The organism is Pseudomonas sp. (assembly GCF_051660785.1).
Taxonomy (GTDB): domain Bacteria; phylum Pseudomonadota; class Gammaproteobacteria; order Pseudomonadales; family Pseudomonadaceae; genus Aquipseudomonas.
Window position 1 is genome coordinate 144,739 of record NZ_JBOFQE010000006.1, and the last position, 14,995, is coordinate 159,733.

Here is a 14,995-nt window from a genome sequence, read left to right on the forward strand (position 1 = left end):
GTCATGCACGGCGAATCTCCAATCAAACGTCGCGAATCCCGCAAGATCTGGGTCGGTAACGTGCCTGTTGGCGGCGATGCGCCCATCGCTGTCCAGAGCATGACCAACAGCGACACCAATGACGTGGCCGCCACCGTGGCCCAGATCAATCGTCTGGAAGCGGCTGGCGTCGATATCGTGCGCATTTCCGTGCCGGACATGGACGCCGCGGAAGCCTTCGGCAAGATCAAGAAACTGGTCAAGGTTCCACTGGTCGCCGACATCCACTTCGACTACAAGATTGCGCTGCGTGTGGCCGAACTCGGCGTTGACTGCCTGCGGATCAACCCGGGCAACATCGGTCGCGAAGACCGCGTGCGTGCGGTGGTCGATGCCGCCCGTGATCGCGGGATTCCGATCCGCATCGGCGTCAACGCCGGTTCCCTGGAAAAAGACCTGCAAAAGAAATATGGCGAGCCGACCCCGGCAGCGCTGGTCGAGTCCGCCTTGCGTCACGTCGAGCACCTCGAACGCCTGAACTTCCAGGACTTCAAGGTCAGCGTGAAAGCCTCTGACGTGTTCATGGCCGTCGCCGCCTACCGCCTGCTGGCCAAGGAAATCGTCCAGCCACTGCACTTAGGGATCACCGAAGCCGGTGGTTTGCGCTCAGGCACAGTGAAATCCGCCGTGGGCCTCGGTATGCTGCTCGCCGAAGGGATTGGCGATACTATCCGCATCTCGTTGGCGGCCGACCCGGTCGAGGAAGTGAAGGTCGGCTACGACATTCTCAAATCCCTGCACCTGCGTTCCCGTGGCATCAACTTCATCGCCTGCCCGAGCTGCTCGCGGCAGAACTTCGATGTGGTCAAGACCATGAACGAGCTGGAAGGGCGCCTCGAAGATCTGCTGGTGCCGCTGGATGTCGCGGTCATCGGTTGCGTGGTCAACGGGCCGGGCGAAGCCAAGGAAGCCCATATCGGCTTGACCGGCGGCACGCCAAACCTGATTTATATCGACGGCAAGCCGTCGCAGAAACTGACGAATGACAATCTGGTGGATGAGCTTGAACGCTTGATCCGCCAGAAAGCGGCCGAAAAGGTCGAAGCCGACGCAGCGGTTATCGCGCGCGGCTGACCCTGACTAAAGAGCCGAATGAATTTAAGGATTTTAAGTGAGCAAGTCTCTGCAAGCCATCCGTGGCATGAACGACATCCTGCCCGAACAGACTCCCCTGTGGCGTCATTTCGAGGGCACCGTCTCGCGTTTGCTGGATAACTACGGTTACAAGCAGATCCGCATGCCAATCGTCGAGTTCACCGAGCTGTTCAAGCGCTCCATTGGTGAAGTGACCGACATCGTCGAAAAAGAGATGTACACCTTCGAGGACCGCAACGGCGATTCCCTGACCCTGCGCCCTGAAGGCACGGCGGCTTGCGTGCGTGCGGTGCTTGAACACGGCATCACCGGCGGCGGCCAGGTGCAGAAACTCTGGTACATCGGCCCGATGTTCCGTCACGAACGTCCGCAGAAAGGCCGTTATCGCCAGTTCCACCAGATCGGTGTCGAGGTGTTCAACCTCGACGGTCCGGACATCGACGCCGAGCTGATCGTGCTGACTTGGCGCCTGTGGGGCGAGCTGGGCATCCGTGATGCGGTCAAGCTCGAACTCAACAGCCTGGGCACCAGCGAATCCCGTGGTCGCTATCGCGAAGCGCTGGTCGAGTTCCTGTCCGCTCACCTGGACAAGCTCGACGAAGACAGCCAGCGTCGTCTGAAGACCAACCCGCTGCGCGTTCTGGACACCAAGAACGCTGACACTCAAGCGATCCTGGTCGACGCGCCGAAAATGGCCGACTACCTCGACGACGAATCCCGCGTGCATTTCGAGGGCCTGAAGGCTCGCCTGGATGCCGCCGGCATTCCTTACGTGATCAACCCGAAGCTGGTTCGCGGGCTGGATTACTACAGCAAGACCGTTTTCGAATGGGTCACCGACAAGCTGGGCGCTCAGGGAACCGTGTGTGCCGGCGGCCGTTACGACGGTCTGGTGGAGCAGATGGGCGGCAAGCCGACCACGGGCGTTGGTTTCGCCATGGGAATCGAGCGCCTGGTGCTGTTGCTTGAAACCCTGGAGCAGATCCCGGAAGAGATTTCCCGTCAGGTCGACGTCTACCTCTGCGCCTTCGGCGAGGCTGCCGAGCTGGCCGCCCTGACGTTGAGTGAGAAGGTTCGTGATCAATTGCCCAACCTGCGCCTGCAAGTCAATGCCGGCGCCGGCAGCTTTAAAAGCCAGTTCAAGAAGGCCGACAAGAGCGGTGCGCTGTATGCGCTGATCCTCGGTGACGACGAAATGGCCCAGCAAGTGGTAGGTTTCAAACCCCTGCGTGGCCAGGGCGAACAACAAAGCATTGCCTGGGATGCGCTTGCTGCACACCTGGCCACCTGCGTCGTGCAGGGTTGAAGCTGTCATAAACAGCCGATTTAGCGATTAAGGAGTATTGGGGTGTCGAGTACCGAAGACGAAAACCTGGCGGATTTGAAGGACTGGTGGACACGCAACGGCAAGCCCCTGGTCACTGGCGGCCTGTTGGCGCTGGTTATCGTGTTCGGCTGGCAGGCCTTTCACAAGTATCAGAGCAATCAGTCGCAAGGCGCCTCGATTCTCTATCAGCAACTGCTGGAAACTACGCTGACGCCTGACGGCAAGCCTGATGCCGCCCGTGTTTCGGAGCTGGCCGGCAAGCTCAACAGCGAGTTCGGCGGTAGCGCTTATGCGCAGTACGGCAGCCTGTTCGTGGCGAAAGTCGCGGTCGACAGCGGCAAACTGGACGACGCAGCGAGCGAGCTGAAAGCCATTCATGACAAACCGGCCAACCCGGCGCTGGGCGAAATTGCCCGTCAGCGTCTGGCGCAGGTACTGGCCGCGCAGAACAAGGTCGAAGACGCCCTGAAGCTGCTCGAAGGTGATGCCGACAAGGCGTTCCTGGCCACTCGCGAAGAGCTCAAGGGTGACCTGCTGGTGCAGTTGGGTCGTACCGACGAAGCGAACGCGGCGTATCAAAAAGCCAAGGCGGCACTGTCGGATGAAGCGGCGGTCGGTGGCCTACAAATCAAGCTGGACGACCTGGCCAAAGGGGATGCGTGACGTGATTCGTTGGAAACATGCAGCATTGCTGGCTCTGGCCATTTTGGCCGCGGGTTGCAGCAGCAACAGCAAAAAAGAATTGCCACCGGCCGAGTTGACCGACTTCAAAGAAGAAGTGGTTCTGCAAAAGCAGTGGAGTCGTTCGATCGGTGACGGTCAGGGCGAAACCTACAACATGCTGGTTCCGGCGATCGAAGGCGATACCATTTATGCCGCCGACGTCACCGGTGTGGTGATGGCGCTGGATCGCAGCAATGGCGACGTCAAATGGAAGAAGGACCTTGAACTGCCTGTTTCCGGCGCCGTTGGCGTGGGTTACGGTCTGGTCATGTTCGGTACCATCAAGGGCGAAATCGTTGCCCTGGATTCGATCAACGGTGAAGAGAAATGGCGCGCTCGCGTGTCCAGTGAAGTCCTCGCACCGCCGGCCAACAACGGTGACGTGGTTGTTGTTCAGACTCAGGACGACCGTCTGATCGGTCTGGATGCCGCTACCGGCAACCAGCGCTGGTTGTATGACAGCACCCCTGCGGTCCTGACCTTGCGCGGCACCAGCGCTCCGATCGTCACCAACCGCCTCGCGGTGGCTGGCCTGTCGACCGGTAAAGTGGTCGCTCTCGATATTTCCAACGGCGTGCCGGTGTGGGAACAACGGGTCGCGATTCCACAAGGTCGTTCGGAACTGGAGCGTGTGGTCGATATCGACGGCGGCTTGTTGCTGTCCGGCGGTACGCTGTATGTCGCCAGCTACCAGGGTCGCGTTGCGGCACTGGACCTGGAAAGCGGTCGTCAGCTCTGGCAGCGTGATGCTTCCAGCTATGCCGGCGTCGCTCAGGGTTTCGGCAGTGTTTACGTGAGCCTGTCTTCGGGCACCGTTGAAGGCGTCGACGAACGTTCCACCACAGCCTTGTGGAGCAACGATTCGCTGGCCCGTCGTCAACTGTCGGCTCCGGAAGTGTTCTCCAGCTATGTTGCAGTCGGTGATATGGAAGGCTACCTGCACTTGCTGAGTCAGGTGGACGGTCGTTTCGTCGGCCGCGAGCGCATCGACAGCGACGGCCTGCGTGCCCGTCCGCTGGTGGTGGGCGACTCGATTTATGTGTATGGCAACAGCGGCAAACTGGAAGCCCTGACCATTAAGTAAAGGTTTGACTATGCTTGGGGTTAACCCCAGGCAGCCCCGTAACCACGGGGTTCGCAGCACCTAAAAGTGCTGCCCCGAGCACCAGCCGCTGCCTCGCAGCGGCTTTTGTATTTTCTGAATTAACGAAGTGGAGAGCCGCATGGTTCCCGTAATCGCCCTGGTGGGCCGACCGAACGTCGGCAAGTCCACCTTGTTCAACCGCCTGACCAGGACTCGCGACGCCATTGTCGGCGACTTGTCCGGTCTGACCCGTGATCGCCAATACGGTGAGGCCAAGTGGCAAGGGCGTTCCTACATTCTGGTCGACACCGGCGGTATCTCCGGTGACGAGCACGGTATGGACGAAAAAATGGCCGAGCAGTCGCTGCTGGCCATTGAAGAAGCAGATGTCGTTCTGTTCCTGGTAGATGCCAAGGCCGGTTTCACCGCCGCCGACCAGATGATCGCCGAGCATTTGCGCAAACGTAACAAGCGTTCCTACGTGGTTGCCAACAAGGTCGACAACATCGACCCGGAAATGGCCCGCGCCGAATTCGCGCCGTTGGGCATGGGCCACGCGATCCCGATCGCAGGCGCTCATGGTCGTGGCATCACCCAGATGCTGGAAATCGCCCTGAGCGACTTCCCGAAAGACGAGGATGAGCAGGAAGAGGGCGAAGAAGAGATCGTTGCCGAAGGCGAGGAAGCCAAGCGCATTCCTGGCCCAAGCGAAAAAGACGGGATCAAGATCGCCATCATTGGCCGTCCGAACGTCGGCAAGTCGACCCTGGTCAACCGTATGCTCGGTGAAGACCGGGTAATCGTGTATGACCAGCCCGGCACCACCCGCGACAGTATCTACATCCCGTTTGAGCGTAACGACGAGAAGTACACGCTGATCGACACCGCCGGTGTGCGCAAGCGCGGCAAAATCCACGAAGAAGTCGAAAAATTCTCCGTGGTCAAAACCCTGCAGGCGATCAAAGACGCCAACGTGGTGATCTTCGTGATGGACGCCCGCGAAGGCGTGGTGGACCACGACCTTAACCTGCTGGGCTTTGCCATTGAGTCGGGTCGTGCGCTGGTCATCGCGATCAACAAGTGGGACGGCATGACGCCGAGCGAGCGTGACTTCGTGAAGGTCGAGCTGCAACGTCGACTGTTCTTCGTCGACTACGCCGACATCCACTTCATCTCGGCCCTGCACGGCACGGGCGTGGGCAACCTCTACGCTTCCGTACAGAACTCGTTCAAGTCCGCGGTCACCCGCTGGCCAACCAACCGCCTGACCCAGATCCTGGAAGATGCGGTCGGTGAGCACGCGCCACCGATGGTCAACAACCGCCGGATCAAGCTGCGTTATGCCCACTTGGGTGGTGCTAACCCGCCGATTATCGTGATTCACGGTAACCAGATCGAGAAAGTGCCGAAGTCGTACGTCCGTTACCTGGAAAACACTTACCGTCGTGTGCTCAAACTGGTCGGTACGCCGATCCGTATCGAGTTCAAGGGCGGCGAGAACCCGTACGAAGGCAACAAGACCTCGCTCACCGACCGTCAGGTCAACAAGAAGCGTCGCATGATGTCGCACCACAAGAAAGCCGACAAAAAGCGCCGCGACAAGCGTTGATTCACCACCCCACACCTTTGTGTGTGGGGCTTCTGTGGCGAGGGAGCTTGCTCCCGCTCGGCTGCGCAGCAGTCGCAAAACCAGCCGACGCGTTCTATCTGAACGATCTCGGTTGCAGATATTGGGACCGCTACGCGGTCCAGCGGGAGCAAGCTCCCTCGCCACAGGTATTGCGGTGAATGCATTAGAAGAAGGGCGCCAGCAGGCGCCCTTTTTTTATGGGCGCCGGATGGGCTATCCTCGGGCTCTCCCGCGCCGCCGTTAGAGCCGGGTGTAGAGCAGGGAATCACCGATGATCACCAGTAAGCTGCCGAATGTCGGCATCACTATCTTCACTCAGATGTCTCAGCTCGCGGCGCAAACCGGGGCGATCAACCTGTCCCAGGGTTTTCCCGATTTTGATGCCCCGCAAGCCCTGTGCGATGCGGTCGGTCGGCACATCGCCAGTGGCCACAACCAATATTCACCGATGACCGGCCTGCCGGCGTTGCGTCAGCAGATTTCGACGAAAATCGCCCGCAGCTACGGCGTCAATGTGGATGCCGACAATGAAGTGACCGTCACTCCCGGCGCCACCCAAGCGATCTTCTGCGCGATTCAGGCGGTTATCCACAGCGGCGACGAAGTGATCGTGTTCGATCCGTGCTACGACAGTTACGAGCCGTCGGTTGAGCTGGCGGGTGGCCGTTGCGTGCATGTGCAACTCGGTCTGAATGACTTTGCCATCGACTTCGAGAAGCTCGCCGAAGCGATTACGCCGCGCACCCGGATGATCGTTCTCAACTCCCCGCATAACCCGAGTGGCGCGCTGATCAGTCGTGCCGAACTGGATCAATTGGCGGCGTTGATTCGCGATCGCGACATCTACATCGTCAGCGACGAAGTCTACGAACACCTGGTTTTCGACGCCGTACCTCACGTCAGCGTGTTGAATCACGAAGAGCTGTATCAACGCGCCTTCGTCGTCAGTTCCTTCGGCAAAACCTATCACGTGACTGGCTGGAAAACCGGCTATGTGGTTGCCCCGCCGGCGCTTACCGCCGAGCTGCGCAAGGTGCATCAGTACGTCAGTTTCTGCGGCGTGACCCCGCTGCAATTTGCCCTGGCCGATTTCATGGCCGAGCACCCTGAACACGTCGAGGAGTTGCCCGATTTCTATCAGGCCAAGCGCGATCTGTTCTGCGATCTGCTGACCCCGTCGCGTTTCAGCTTCAAGCGGGTGACCGGCACCTACTTCCAGTTGGTCGATTACTCGCAGATTCGCCCGGACCTCAATGACGTCGAGATGGCGCTGTGGATGACTCGTGAACATGGCGTGGCAAGCATCCCGATCTCGGTGTTCTACCAGACACCACCGGAAGGCCAGCGCTTGGTGCGCTTGTGCTTCGCCAAACGCGAGGAGACGTTGCGTGAAGCAGCGGCAAAACTATGCGTGATTTGAGTGACCTGCCCAACCTGAACGTCGCGCTGATCCAGACCACACTGGCCTGGCACGACCGTCAGGCCAACCTGGAGCATTTCGAGCAATTGCTTGAGCAGGCACGCGGGGCGGATCTGATTATCCTGCCGGAGATGTTCACCACCGGTTTCTCCATGGAATCGGAAACCCTCGCCGAATCGGAAAACGGTCCGACCAGCAAATGGCTGCGCGTCCAGGCGGCAAAGCTCGACGCGGTGATTACCGGCAGCGTCATCGTCCAGGCCGCCGATGGCAGCCATCGCAATCGACTGCTGTGGGCACGGTCGGACGGTGAAGTCTGGCACTACGACAAGCGTCACCTGTTCCGCATGGCCGGCGAGCACAATCACTACACGCCGGGCGAGCGCCAGGTGCAGTTCGAGCTCAAAGGCTGGCGAGTGCGGCCGTTGATTTGCTATGACTTGCGTTTCCCGGTGTGGAGCCGCGATGCACACGACACCGACTTGCTGCTCTACACCGCCAACTGGCCGGGTGCACGGCGTCAGCACTGGAACCGTTTGCTGCCGGCGCGGGCGATTGAAAACCTGTGCTACGTGGCCGCGGTGAATCGCATCGGCACAGACGGTAAAGGGTTTGCCTACACCGGCGATAGCCAGGTGCTGGATTTCCAGGGTGAGACGTTGCTCAGTGCTGGCGAAGCCGATGGCGTGTTCCAAGTCGTGCTGAATGCGGCGGATCTGCAAGCCTACCGCACGCGCTTCCCGGCGAATCTTGATGCCGATACGTTCGAGTTCACCTGAATCTCGGCAGCCTGACAGGGCCCCATCGCGGGCAAGCCCGCTCCCACAAGGATTACTGGTGTACATAAAAACCATGTTCACCTCGATCACTGTGGGAGCGGGCTTGCCCGCGATGAGGCCATGACCGCCACCGCATAATTTTCAGGCAAACAAAAAGGCCCCGAGGTTTTCACCTAGGGGCCTTTTGCGTTTCAGCGAAGGCTTACGCCGCTTTCGCTTCCGGTTGGCTCAGGGAGCGGTTCAGCGCGCTGAACAGGGCCTTGAAGCTTGCGGTGGTGATGTTTTCATCGATACCAACGCCATGCACCGCACGTTCACCGTTCACACGCAGTTCAATGTAGGCCGCTGCCTTGGCATTGGTGCCCGCGCCGATCGCGTGTTCGTTGTAGTCCATGATCTCCACCGGAATCGGCAGACCGGCCACCAGCGCTTCCAGCGCGCCGTTGCCCTTGCCGCGCCAGTGCAGGTTGGTTTCGCCCTGACCTTTGCCGGAGACTTCCACTTCGACGGCGCTGTGACCGTTCTCTTCCTGCAGGCGATGGCTGACCAGCGCGTACGGGGTGTTGGCCTGCAAGTATTCGCTGTGCAGCAAGGCGTGGATCTGTTGGGCAGTCATCTCAAGGCCCAGGCGATCGGTTTCACGCTGCACGACCTGGCTGAATTCGATCTGCATGCGACGTGGCAAGCTGATGCCGTATTCCTGTTCCAGCAGGTAAGCGATACCGCCCTTGCCCGATTGGCTGTTGACGCGGATCACCGCCTCGTAGCTGCGGCCGATGTCGGCCGGGTCGATCGGCAAGTACGGCACTTCCCACAGCGTGTCTGGTTTCTGCTGGGCGAAGCCCTTGCGGATCGCGTCCTGGTGCGAGCCGGAGAACGCGGTGTGAACCAGGTCGCCGACGTACGGGTGACGTGGGTGCACTTGAATCTGGTTGCACTCTTCGACGACTTTGCGCACGCCGTCGATGTCGGAGAAGTCCAGCTCAGGGTGAATGCCCTGGGTGTAGAGGTTCAGTGCCACGGTCACGAGGTCGACGTTACCGGTACGCTCGCCGTTGCCGAACAGGCAGCCTTCGACACGGTCAGCGCCGGCCATCAGACCCAGTTCGGTGGCCGCAACGCCGGTGCCACGGTCGTTGTGGGTGTGCAGGCTGATGATCACGCTGTCACGACGGTTGATGTGACGGCCGAACCATTCGATCTGGTCGGCATAAATGTTCGGGGTCGCGCATTCGACGGTGGCCGGCAGGTTGAGGATCATCTTGTGCTCGGGCGTCGGGTTCCAGACTTCGATGACCGCGTCGCAGACTTCCTTGGCGAATTCCAGTTCGGTGGCGCTGAAGGTTTCCGGCGAGTATTCGAAGGTCCACTCGGTGTCCGGTTGCTGGGCGGCGTATTTGACGAACAGCTTGGCCGCGCTTACCGCGATTTCCTTGATCCCGTCCTTGTCCTGGTTGAAGACAATGCGGCGGAAGGAAGGGGAGGTCGCGTTGTACAGGTGAACGATGGCTTTCTTCGCCCCGCGCAGGGACTCGAAGGTGCGCTCGATCAGGTCTTCACGGCCCTGGGTCAGCACCTGAATGGTGGTGTCGTCCGGGATGTGGTTGCCTTCGATCAGGGTACGCACGAAGTCGAAGTCGGTTTGCGAAGCGGCCGGGAAAGAGGCTTCGATTTCCTTCACACCGACCTGCACCAGGGTTTTCCAGAAACGCAGCTTCTTGACCGCGTCCATTGGCTCGATCAGCGACTGGTTGCCGTCACGCAGGTCGGAACTGCACCAGATAGGCGCTGCGGTGATGGTCTTCGAAGGCCAGGTGCGGTCCGGGATATCGATGGTCGGGAACGCGCGGTATTTCGAAGACGGGTCTTTGAGCATGCTCATCGGGAAATCCTTATTGTGTGGGCCGAAAAAAGGCGGCCTGCCGGTGGATCAACTGTTCTTGGGGAAAAGCGTGGGGCGAGGCACCGCAATTCAGCCCGGCAGTCGTGCGCTGACAAGGCACAGGCTGCGGTGCTGGCGAAGCTGAATGAGGGTGTGAGAGGTTTTCATGCCTTCAACCCTAACCTCGGGGGTGGAGGATGGCAAGCAGTCGAAAAAAATTGAGAGGAATACTCGAAATAGCGTTCTTGTCGCGATTTTATTGCCGTGAATGGGTGTGATCGTTTTGATGTTTGCGCGAGGTTTGAGCGTTGCGCAATTGAAAGTTCGCGGTCTTGTCTGAGTGGCGGCAGCTATTCTTAAAGCCTCAATGGGCGACCGGACGGAGTCGGCAATGAACGAGTCGGATTGGAAACTTTATAGCGCGCTGCGTCCGAAGGCGCACGAACGGATGTGTATCCGGATCATGGAGGAGGTCGAGCGCACAGTGCTGGATAAAAGCCTTGAGCCATACGAGCGGATTGAAGCCACTGAAGAGCTGCTTCAGTCCAGGCAAAAGGAGCTGTATTGGGCGTTTGGTGTGTTCAGGTTCTCACGGCATGAGGCTCGGTCGCATTTGCTGGGGTTGTGCGCCCGCGAGTTGATCACGGCTGAAGAATTGGCTGGCTTCTCGGTGGAGACACAGGAGTGGATCAAGCATTGCCTGGCGGACCGGGAAGCCCATGGGATTGAGGATCTTGAGGCGGAATAGACGGTGTCAGTGCTGCCTCCTTCGCGGGCAAGCCCGCTCCCACAGTGGACATTGGGGTACACAAAATTTGTGTTAACAACGATCACCCTGTGGGAGCGGGCTTGCCCGCGATGGGGCCGGCAGCCTCACCGACTAGTTAAGGCTGAAACGCTCCGATAAAAATCGCCGGATCCACCCGCGCATCATTCAGGCTGACATTCCAGTGCATATGCGGCCCGGTCGCCCGCCCGGTGGCGCCAACTTTCCCGACCACGCCACCGCGAGCCAATTGCTGCCCCACCTTCACATCAATCTTCGACATATGGCAGAACATGCTGATAAAGCCCTGCCCATGGTCGACAAACACCGTGTTGCCATTGAAGAAGTAATTGCCGATCAGAATCACCTTACCGGCAGCCGGGGTCTTGATCGGTGTGCCGGCGCCCACGGCGAAATCCAGGCCTGAGTGGGGATTGCGTTCTTCACCGTTAAAGAACCGGCGTACACCGAACTTGCTCGACAGCGGCCCGTTGACCGGTTTGTCCAGCTGCAGGTTGCTCGGGGTATTGGGACTGAACGTGCGGTAGGCGGCGATTTGCTCGGCCAGTTCGCGCTCGATGCGCTTGAGATTGTCCGGGTCAGGATTGACCTGCTGGGTGTTTTTCAAGGTGATGCGCTGTTCCGGGTATTTCTTGTTGCCGACGGTGAAACTCAGGTTGCGACCGCCACTGCTGATGGACTGCGCCCCCGGTTTGACGGTCAACGGCACGCCGACAATCGCCAACCAGTTGTTCTGTTCCTTGACCACCAGCACCGGTTTGCCTTGATAACTGGCTTTCGGCGCCTGGGCAGAAGCGCCCAGATCCACCACGGCCACGCCACCCGGCACCGGTTTGTTCAACAGGCGAGTGATGTAACTGTCGGCGTGGGCATTGAAGGTCAGGCACAGCAACAGCAGCGGAGCTAAAAAACGCGGCATGGATCAATCCAGTAAAGAAAGGGTGACAGGCGTCAGGTGATTGTCTTCGACCCGCACATGCAACTCGCCGCTGCCCAGTTTGGCTTTCAGACGCTGACCGGTGTGGGTTTGCTCGGCACTGCGGATCGCGTTGCCGCGCTCGTCCAGCAAAATGCTGTAGCCACGGGCGAGGGTCGCCAACGGGCTGACCACCTGCAATGTCTGCACCTGACTTTGCAGTTGCAGGCGACGGGCCTTGAGCCCTTCGCGCATGGCACGCGGCAGGCGCTCGGCGAAGCTGTCGAGGCGCTGACGCAGCAGCGCCAGTTGCCGTCCCGGGTGTTGCCCGGCGAGGCGGGTTTCCAGGCGAATCAGCCGTTCGCGGCGGGTGTTGAGACTGCGTTCGAAAGCGCGGCGCATGCGCATGTCCAGGTCATCCAGACGTTGCGCTTGTTGGCGCAAGCGTTCACCGGGATGACGCAGGCGACGGGACATGCCTTCCAGGCGCAGCCGATCGCGCATCAAGCGGTCGCGGATACGCATCACCAAACGACGGTGCAGGCTTTCGACCCGACGCACCAGGTCGCTGGAATCCGGTGCGAGCAATTCGGCGGCGGCGGACGGCGTCGGGGCGCGGACGTCGGCCACGAAGTCACTGATCGAGACGTCGGTTTCATGGCCGACAGCGCTGACAATCGGTGTCACGCAGGCATCCACGGCGCGAGCCACGGCTTCTTCGTTGAAACACCAGAGGTCTTCCAGCGAACCGCCGCCACGGGCGAGGATCAGCGCATCGAATCCGCGAGCGTCCGCCAGTTTCAGGGCACGGACGATCTGCGCGGTCGCTTCACGGCCCTGCACGGCGGTCGGGATCAGCGTCAGCTGGACCTGCGGGGCGCGGCGGCGAAAGACACTGATGATGTCGCGAATCACTGCGCCAGTCGGAGAACTGATAATACCGATGCGCTGCGGATGCGCCGGCAACGGCACTTTGCGCTCGGCGCTGAACAGGCCTTCGGCGCTGAGTTTTTCCTTCAATGCATCGAAGGCCAGGCGCAGGGCACCGTCACCGGCCGGTTCCACGGTGTCGAGGATCAGCTGATAGTCGCCACGCCCCTCGAACAGCGAAACCTTGCCGCGCACCTTGACCGCCAGACCGTCTTTCAACGCCTGACGAACCCGCGCCGCGTTCTGCCGGAACAACGCGCAACGCACCTGGGCGCCGCTGTCCTTGAGGGTGAAATACACATGGCCGGACGCCGGCCGGGCGAGGTTGGAGATTTCGCCTTCGACCCAGATGTTGCTGAACACGTCTTCGAGCAACACCCGCGCGCGGCCGTTGAGCTGGCTGACAGTCAGGACTTCACGGTCCAGGCCGAGTCTTGCAAAGGGATCTTTAATCATGGGGCGCAGTTTAAAGGCATTCGATGATCAATCTCCATGACCCAGCGAAAATCCCCTTGTGGGAGCAGGCTCGCTCCCACAGTGATCGGTGCAGGTTTTGAGGAAGTGTTGGACCAATGCGGTGGGATTCTGCCGGCAGGCAAGGGCGACGGTGCTGTGGCAATCCGGGTCGGTCAGAGGCAGGAAGTGGATATCGGGCGGCGCAATGTCTCGCATCGATTCCGGCAGCAGGGCGATGCCGAACCCGGCCTGAATCAACTGCAGTTGCGTGGTTTTGCGTGACACCACCCGCGCCGCTTTCGGGAAGAATCCCTGGCGCATGCACAACTCGGCAGACAGATAACTCAACCCGCCACGCTGCGGATGAGGAATGGAGATAAACGCTTCATCCTTCAATTGCGCCAGCTCGATGCCTTGAGCGGACTTATCCACAGCCAGCCTGTGGTTGGGGGGCACGGCCAGCAGCAAGCGCTCGTTATATAAAGGAACAATCTGCACGCCTTCACGTTGGCGCAATACCGGCAGGCGCAGCAGTCCGACATCCACGCGACCGTCGGCCAACGCTTCGAGTTGCGCTTCGGAAGACAGCTTGGCGATGTCCATGGACACGCCGGCATGCTGCTCCAGATAGTTGCTGATGCTTCGCAGCAGGCGGCCACTCATGGGCACGGTGCTGGAATGGCTGAGGCGCAGCGTGCCAAGTTCTCCATTGCCGACCTGGGTGGCCATCTCGGTGGCTTTGGTCAGTTCGTTCAGCAGGTTTCTGGCCCGGGGCAAGAAGGCTTCACCGGCCGCCGTCAGTCGGGGCTGGCGTGCGGTGCGCTCGAACAATGGCGTTTGCAACCGGGTTTCCATGTCCTTTATTTGCCGGCTCAGGGCTGACTGAGCAATGAACAGACGTTCGGCCGCGGCGCTGAAACTTCCGCAGTCGGCGATTTCCACGAAGTAGCGCAATTGGCGGGTTGAAAGCACCAGGCATGCCTTTTTGAGATGGGTGAGTGGCTTTGAAGATATTAGTCGCAAGACTCGGCGCTGGCTAAAGTCATCACAGGTAATCAAGGAAGCCGTGCAGATGAATGTGCTTGAGATGTTGAACCAATGGCCATTCGGCGCCACGGATTGGCTGGTGATCGGATTGGGCATCGCCTTGGCCTATATCGTATTTGGCATCGCCGGGTTTGGCACCGCGTTGGTGGCGGGGCCGATTCTGATTCTGTTCATGCCGTTGTCGAAAATCGTGCCGCTGCTGGTGTTGCTGGATTTCGTCGCAGCCTTCGGCAATCTGCTGCCTTCGCGGCGGGATGTGGCGAAACCCGAGTTGCTGCGGCTGCTGCCGTGCATGGCGGTGGGTTGCACGCTGGGGGTGATCTTTCTGCTGAACCTCAAATCCGATGTGTTGTTGCTGTTGATGGGGCTTTTTATCAGCGCCTATGCGGTTTACAGCTTGTGGGTCAAAACCCGGCCGACGCAATTGTCCGCCGGTTGGGCCGTGCCGATGGGCACGGTGGGCGGGATGTTCGGGGCGCTGTTTGGCAGTGGCGGCTTCTTATATGCGATCTATTTGAACAGCCGGTTGCCGAAAGAAGAGGCGCGGGCGACCCAGAGTGCGCTGATCAGTTGCAGCACCGTGGTGCGCTTGAGCTTGTTTGCCATCGCGGGTGTGTATGCCGAGCTACCCTTGTTGGTGTTGGCGCTGTGTTTGTTGCCCGCCATGGCTTTGGGGCTGTGGATCGGTCGGCGGTTGACCATGAGATTGTCCCGCGAGGCGTTCGTGCGGCTGGTGACGTGGTTGGTGCTGGCCAGCGGGATTGCCTTGATCGGGCGTTATTTGAGTACTTGACCGGATTTCGTCAGGGATTAAGCTGCCGACCGCAGATCCTGTGGCGAGGGAGCTTGCTACCGCTGGGCTGCGAAGCGGCCCCAAAAT

Annotated in this window: 13 protein-coding genes; 9 read left to right on the forward strand and 4 right to left on the reverse strand. The window is 60.0% G+C overall.

Annotated features, from left to right (window positions below):
* Positions 1-3: 3 nt before the first annotated feature.
* The 7 genes from ispG to ACRC4F_RS02050 all read left to right on the forward strand — a co-directional run bounded on the left by ispG (position 4) and on the right by ACRC4F_RS02050 (position 8,097).
* Positions 4-1,113: a flavodoxin-dependent (E)-4-hydroxy-3-methylbut-2-enyl-diphosphate synthase gene (ispG, locus tag ACRC4F_RS02020; RefSeq protein ID WP_008147751.1), complete on the forward strand. Its 1,110-nt coding sequence runs from the start codon at positions 4-6 to the stop codon at positions 1,111-1,113.
* A gap of 37 nt (positions 1,114-1,150) precedes the next feature.
* On the forward strand, positions 1,151-2,440 hold the full coding sequence (hisS, locus tag ACRC4F_RS02025) for a histidine--tRNA ligase (RefSeq protein WP_438657850.1): 1,290 nt from the start codon (positions 1,151-1,153) through the stop codon (positions 2,438-2,440).
* A 42-nt stretch (positions 2,441-2,482) separates the two neighbouring features.
* Positions 2,483-3,124 (forward strand): tetratricopeptide repeat protein, encoded by a 642-nt coding sequence (locus ACRC4F_RS02030; protein WP_438657851.1) that lies wholly within the window; start codon positions 2,483-2,485, stop codon positions 3,122-3,124.
* On the forward strand, positions 3,117-4,268 hold the full coding sequence (gene bamB, locus ACRC4F_RS02035) for an outer membrane protein assembly factor BamB (RefSeq protein ID WP_438657852.1): 1,152 nt from the start codon (positions 3,117-3,119) through the stop codon (positions 4,266-4,268). Before ACRC4F_RS02030 ends, bamB begins: the two co-directional genes overlap by 8 nt.
* A 139-nt stretch (positions 4,269-4,407) precedes the next feature.
* Positions 4,408-5,877, forward strand: coding sequence for a ribosome biogenesis GTPase Der (der, locus tag ACRC4F_RS02040; RefSeq protein WP_438657853.1), 1,470 nt, complete (start codon positions 4,408-4,410; stop codon positions 5,875-5,877).
* 292 nt (positions 5,878-6,169) lie between these two features.
* On the forward strand, positions 6,170-7,318 hold the full coding sequence (locus ACRC4F_RS02045; protein WP_438657854.1) for a pyridoxal phosphate-dependent aminotransferase: 1,149 nt from the start codon (positions 6,170-6,172) through the stop codon (positions 7,316-7,318).
* Positions 7,306-8,097 carry an amidohydrolase gene (locus ACRC4F_RS02050; RefSeq protein WP_438657855.1) on the forward strand — a complete coding sequence of 264 codons (792 nt, stop codon included), beginning with the start codon at positions 7,306-7,308 and terminating at the stop codon, positions 8,095-8,097. Before ACRC4F_RS02045 ends, ACRC4F_RS02050 begins: the two co-directional genes overlap by 13 nt.
* Positions 8,098-8,299: 202 nt before the next feature.
* Here the strand turns inward: ACRC4F_RS02050 and leuA are convergent, their stop codons facing one another.
* Positions 8,300-9,979, reverse strand: a complete 1,680-nt coding sequence (gene leuA, locus ACRC4F_RS02055; RefSeq protein WP_438657856.1) for a 2-isopropylmalate synthase — start codon at positions 9,977-9,979, stop codon at positions 8,300-8,302.
* Positions 9,980-10,370: 391 nt separating this feature from the next.
* On the opposite strand from leuA, the gene ACRC4F_RS02060 reads away from it, so the two are divergent.
* Positions 10,371-10,727: a hypothetical protein gene (locus tag ACRC4F_RS02060; RefSeq protein WP_438657857.1), complete on the forward strand. Its 357-nt coding sequence runs from the start codon at positions 10,371-10,373 to the stop codon at positions 10,725-10,727.
* A gap of 136 nt (positions 10,728-10,863) precedes the next feature.
* Here the strand turns inward: ACRC4F_RS02060 and ACRC4F_RS02065 are convergent, their stop codons facing one another.
* The 3 genes from ACRC4F_RS02065 to ACRC4F_RS02075 are packed head-to-tail and all read right to left on the reverse strand — an operon-like array spanning position 10,864 to position 14,040.
* Positions 10,864-11,685, reverse strand: a complete 822-nt coding sequence (locus tag ACRC4F_RS02065; protein ID WP_438657858.1) for a peptidoglycan DD-metalloendopeptidase family protein — start codon at positions 11,683-11,685, stop codon at positions 10,864-10,866.
* Positions 11,686-11,688: 3 nt separating this feature from the next.
* The gene (xseA, locus tag ACRC4F_RS02070) at positions 11,689-13,068 is read right to left on the reverse strand and encodes an exodeoxyribonuclease VII large subunit (RefSeq protein WP_438657859.1); all 1,380 of its coding nucleotides are present in this window, start codon (positions 13,066-13,068) and stop codon (positions 11,689-11,691) included.
* A 27-nt stretch (positions 13,069-13,095) separates the two neighbouring features.
* Entirely contained in the window at positions 13,096-14,040 is a 945-nt protein-coding gene (locus ACRC4F_RS02075) for a LysR family transcriptional regulator (RefSeq protein ID WP_438657860.1), read from the reverse strand.
* 100 nt (positions 14,041-14,140) lie between these two features.
* Between ACRC4F_RS02075 and ACRC4F_RS02080 the strand changes: the two genes are divergently transcribed.
* Entirely contained in the window at positions 14,141-14,908 is a 768-nt protein-coding gene (locus tag ACRC4F_RS02080) for a sulfite exporter TauE/SafE family protein (protein WP_438657861.1), read from the forward strand.
* The last annotated feature ends 87 nt before the right edge of the window (positions 14,909-14,995 follow it).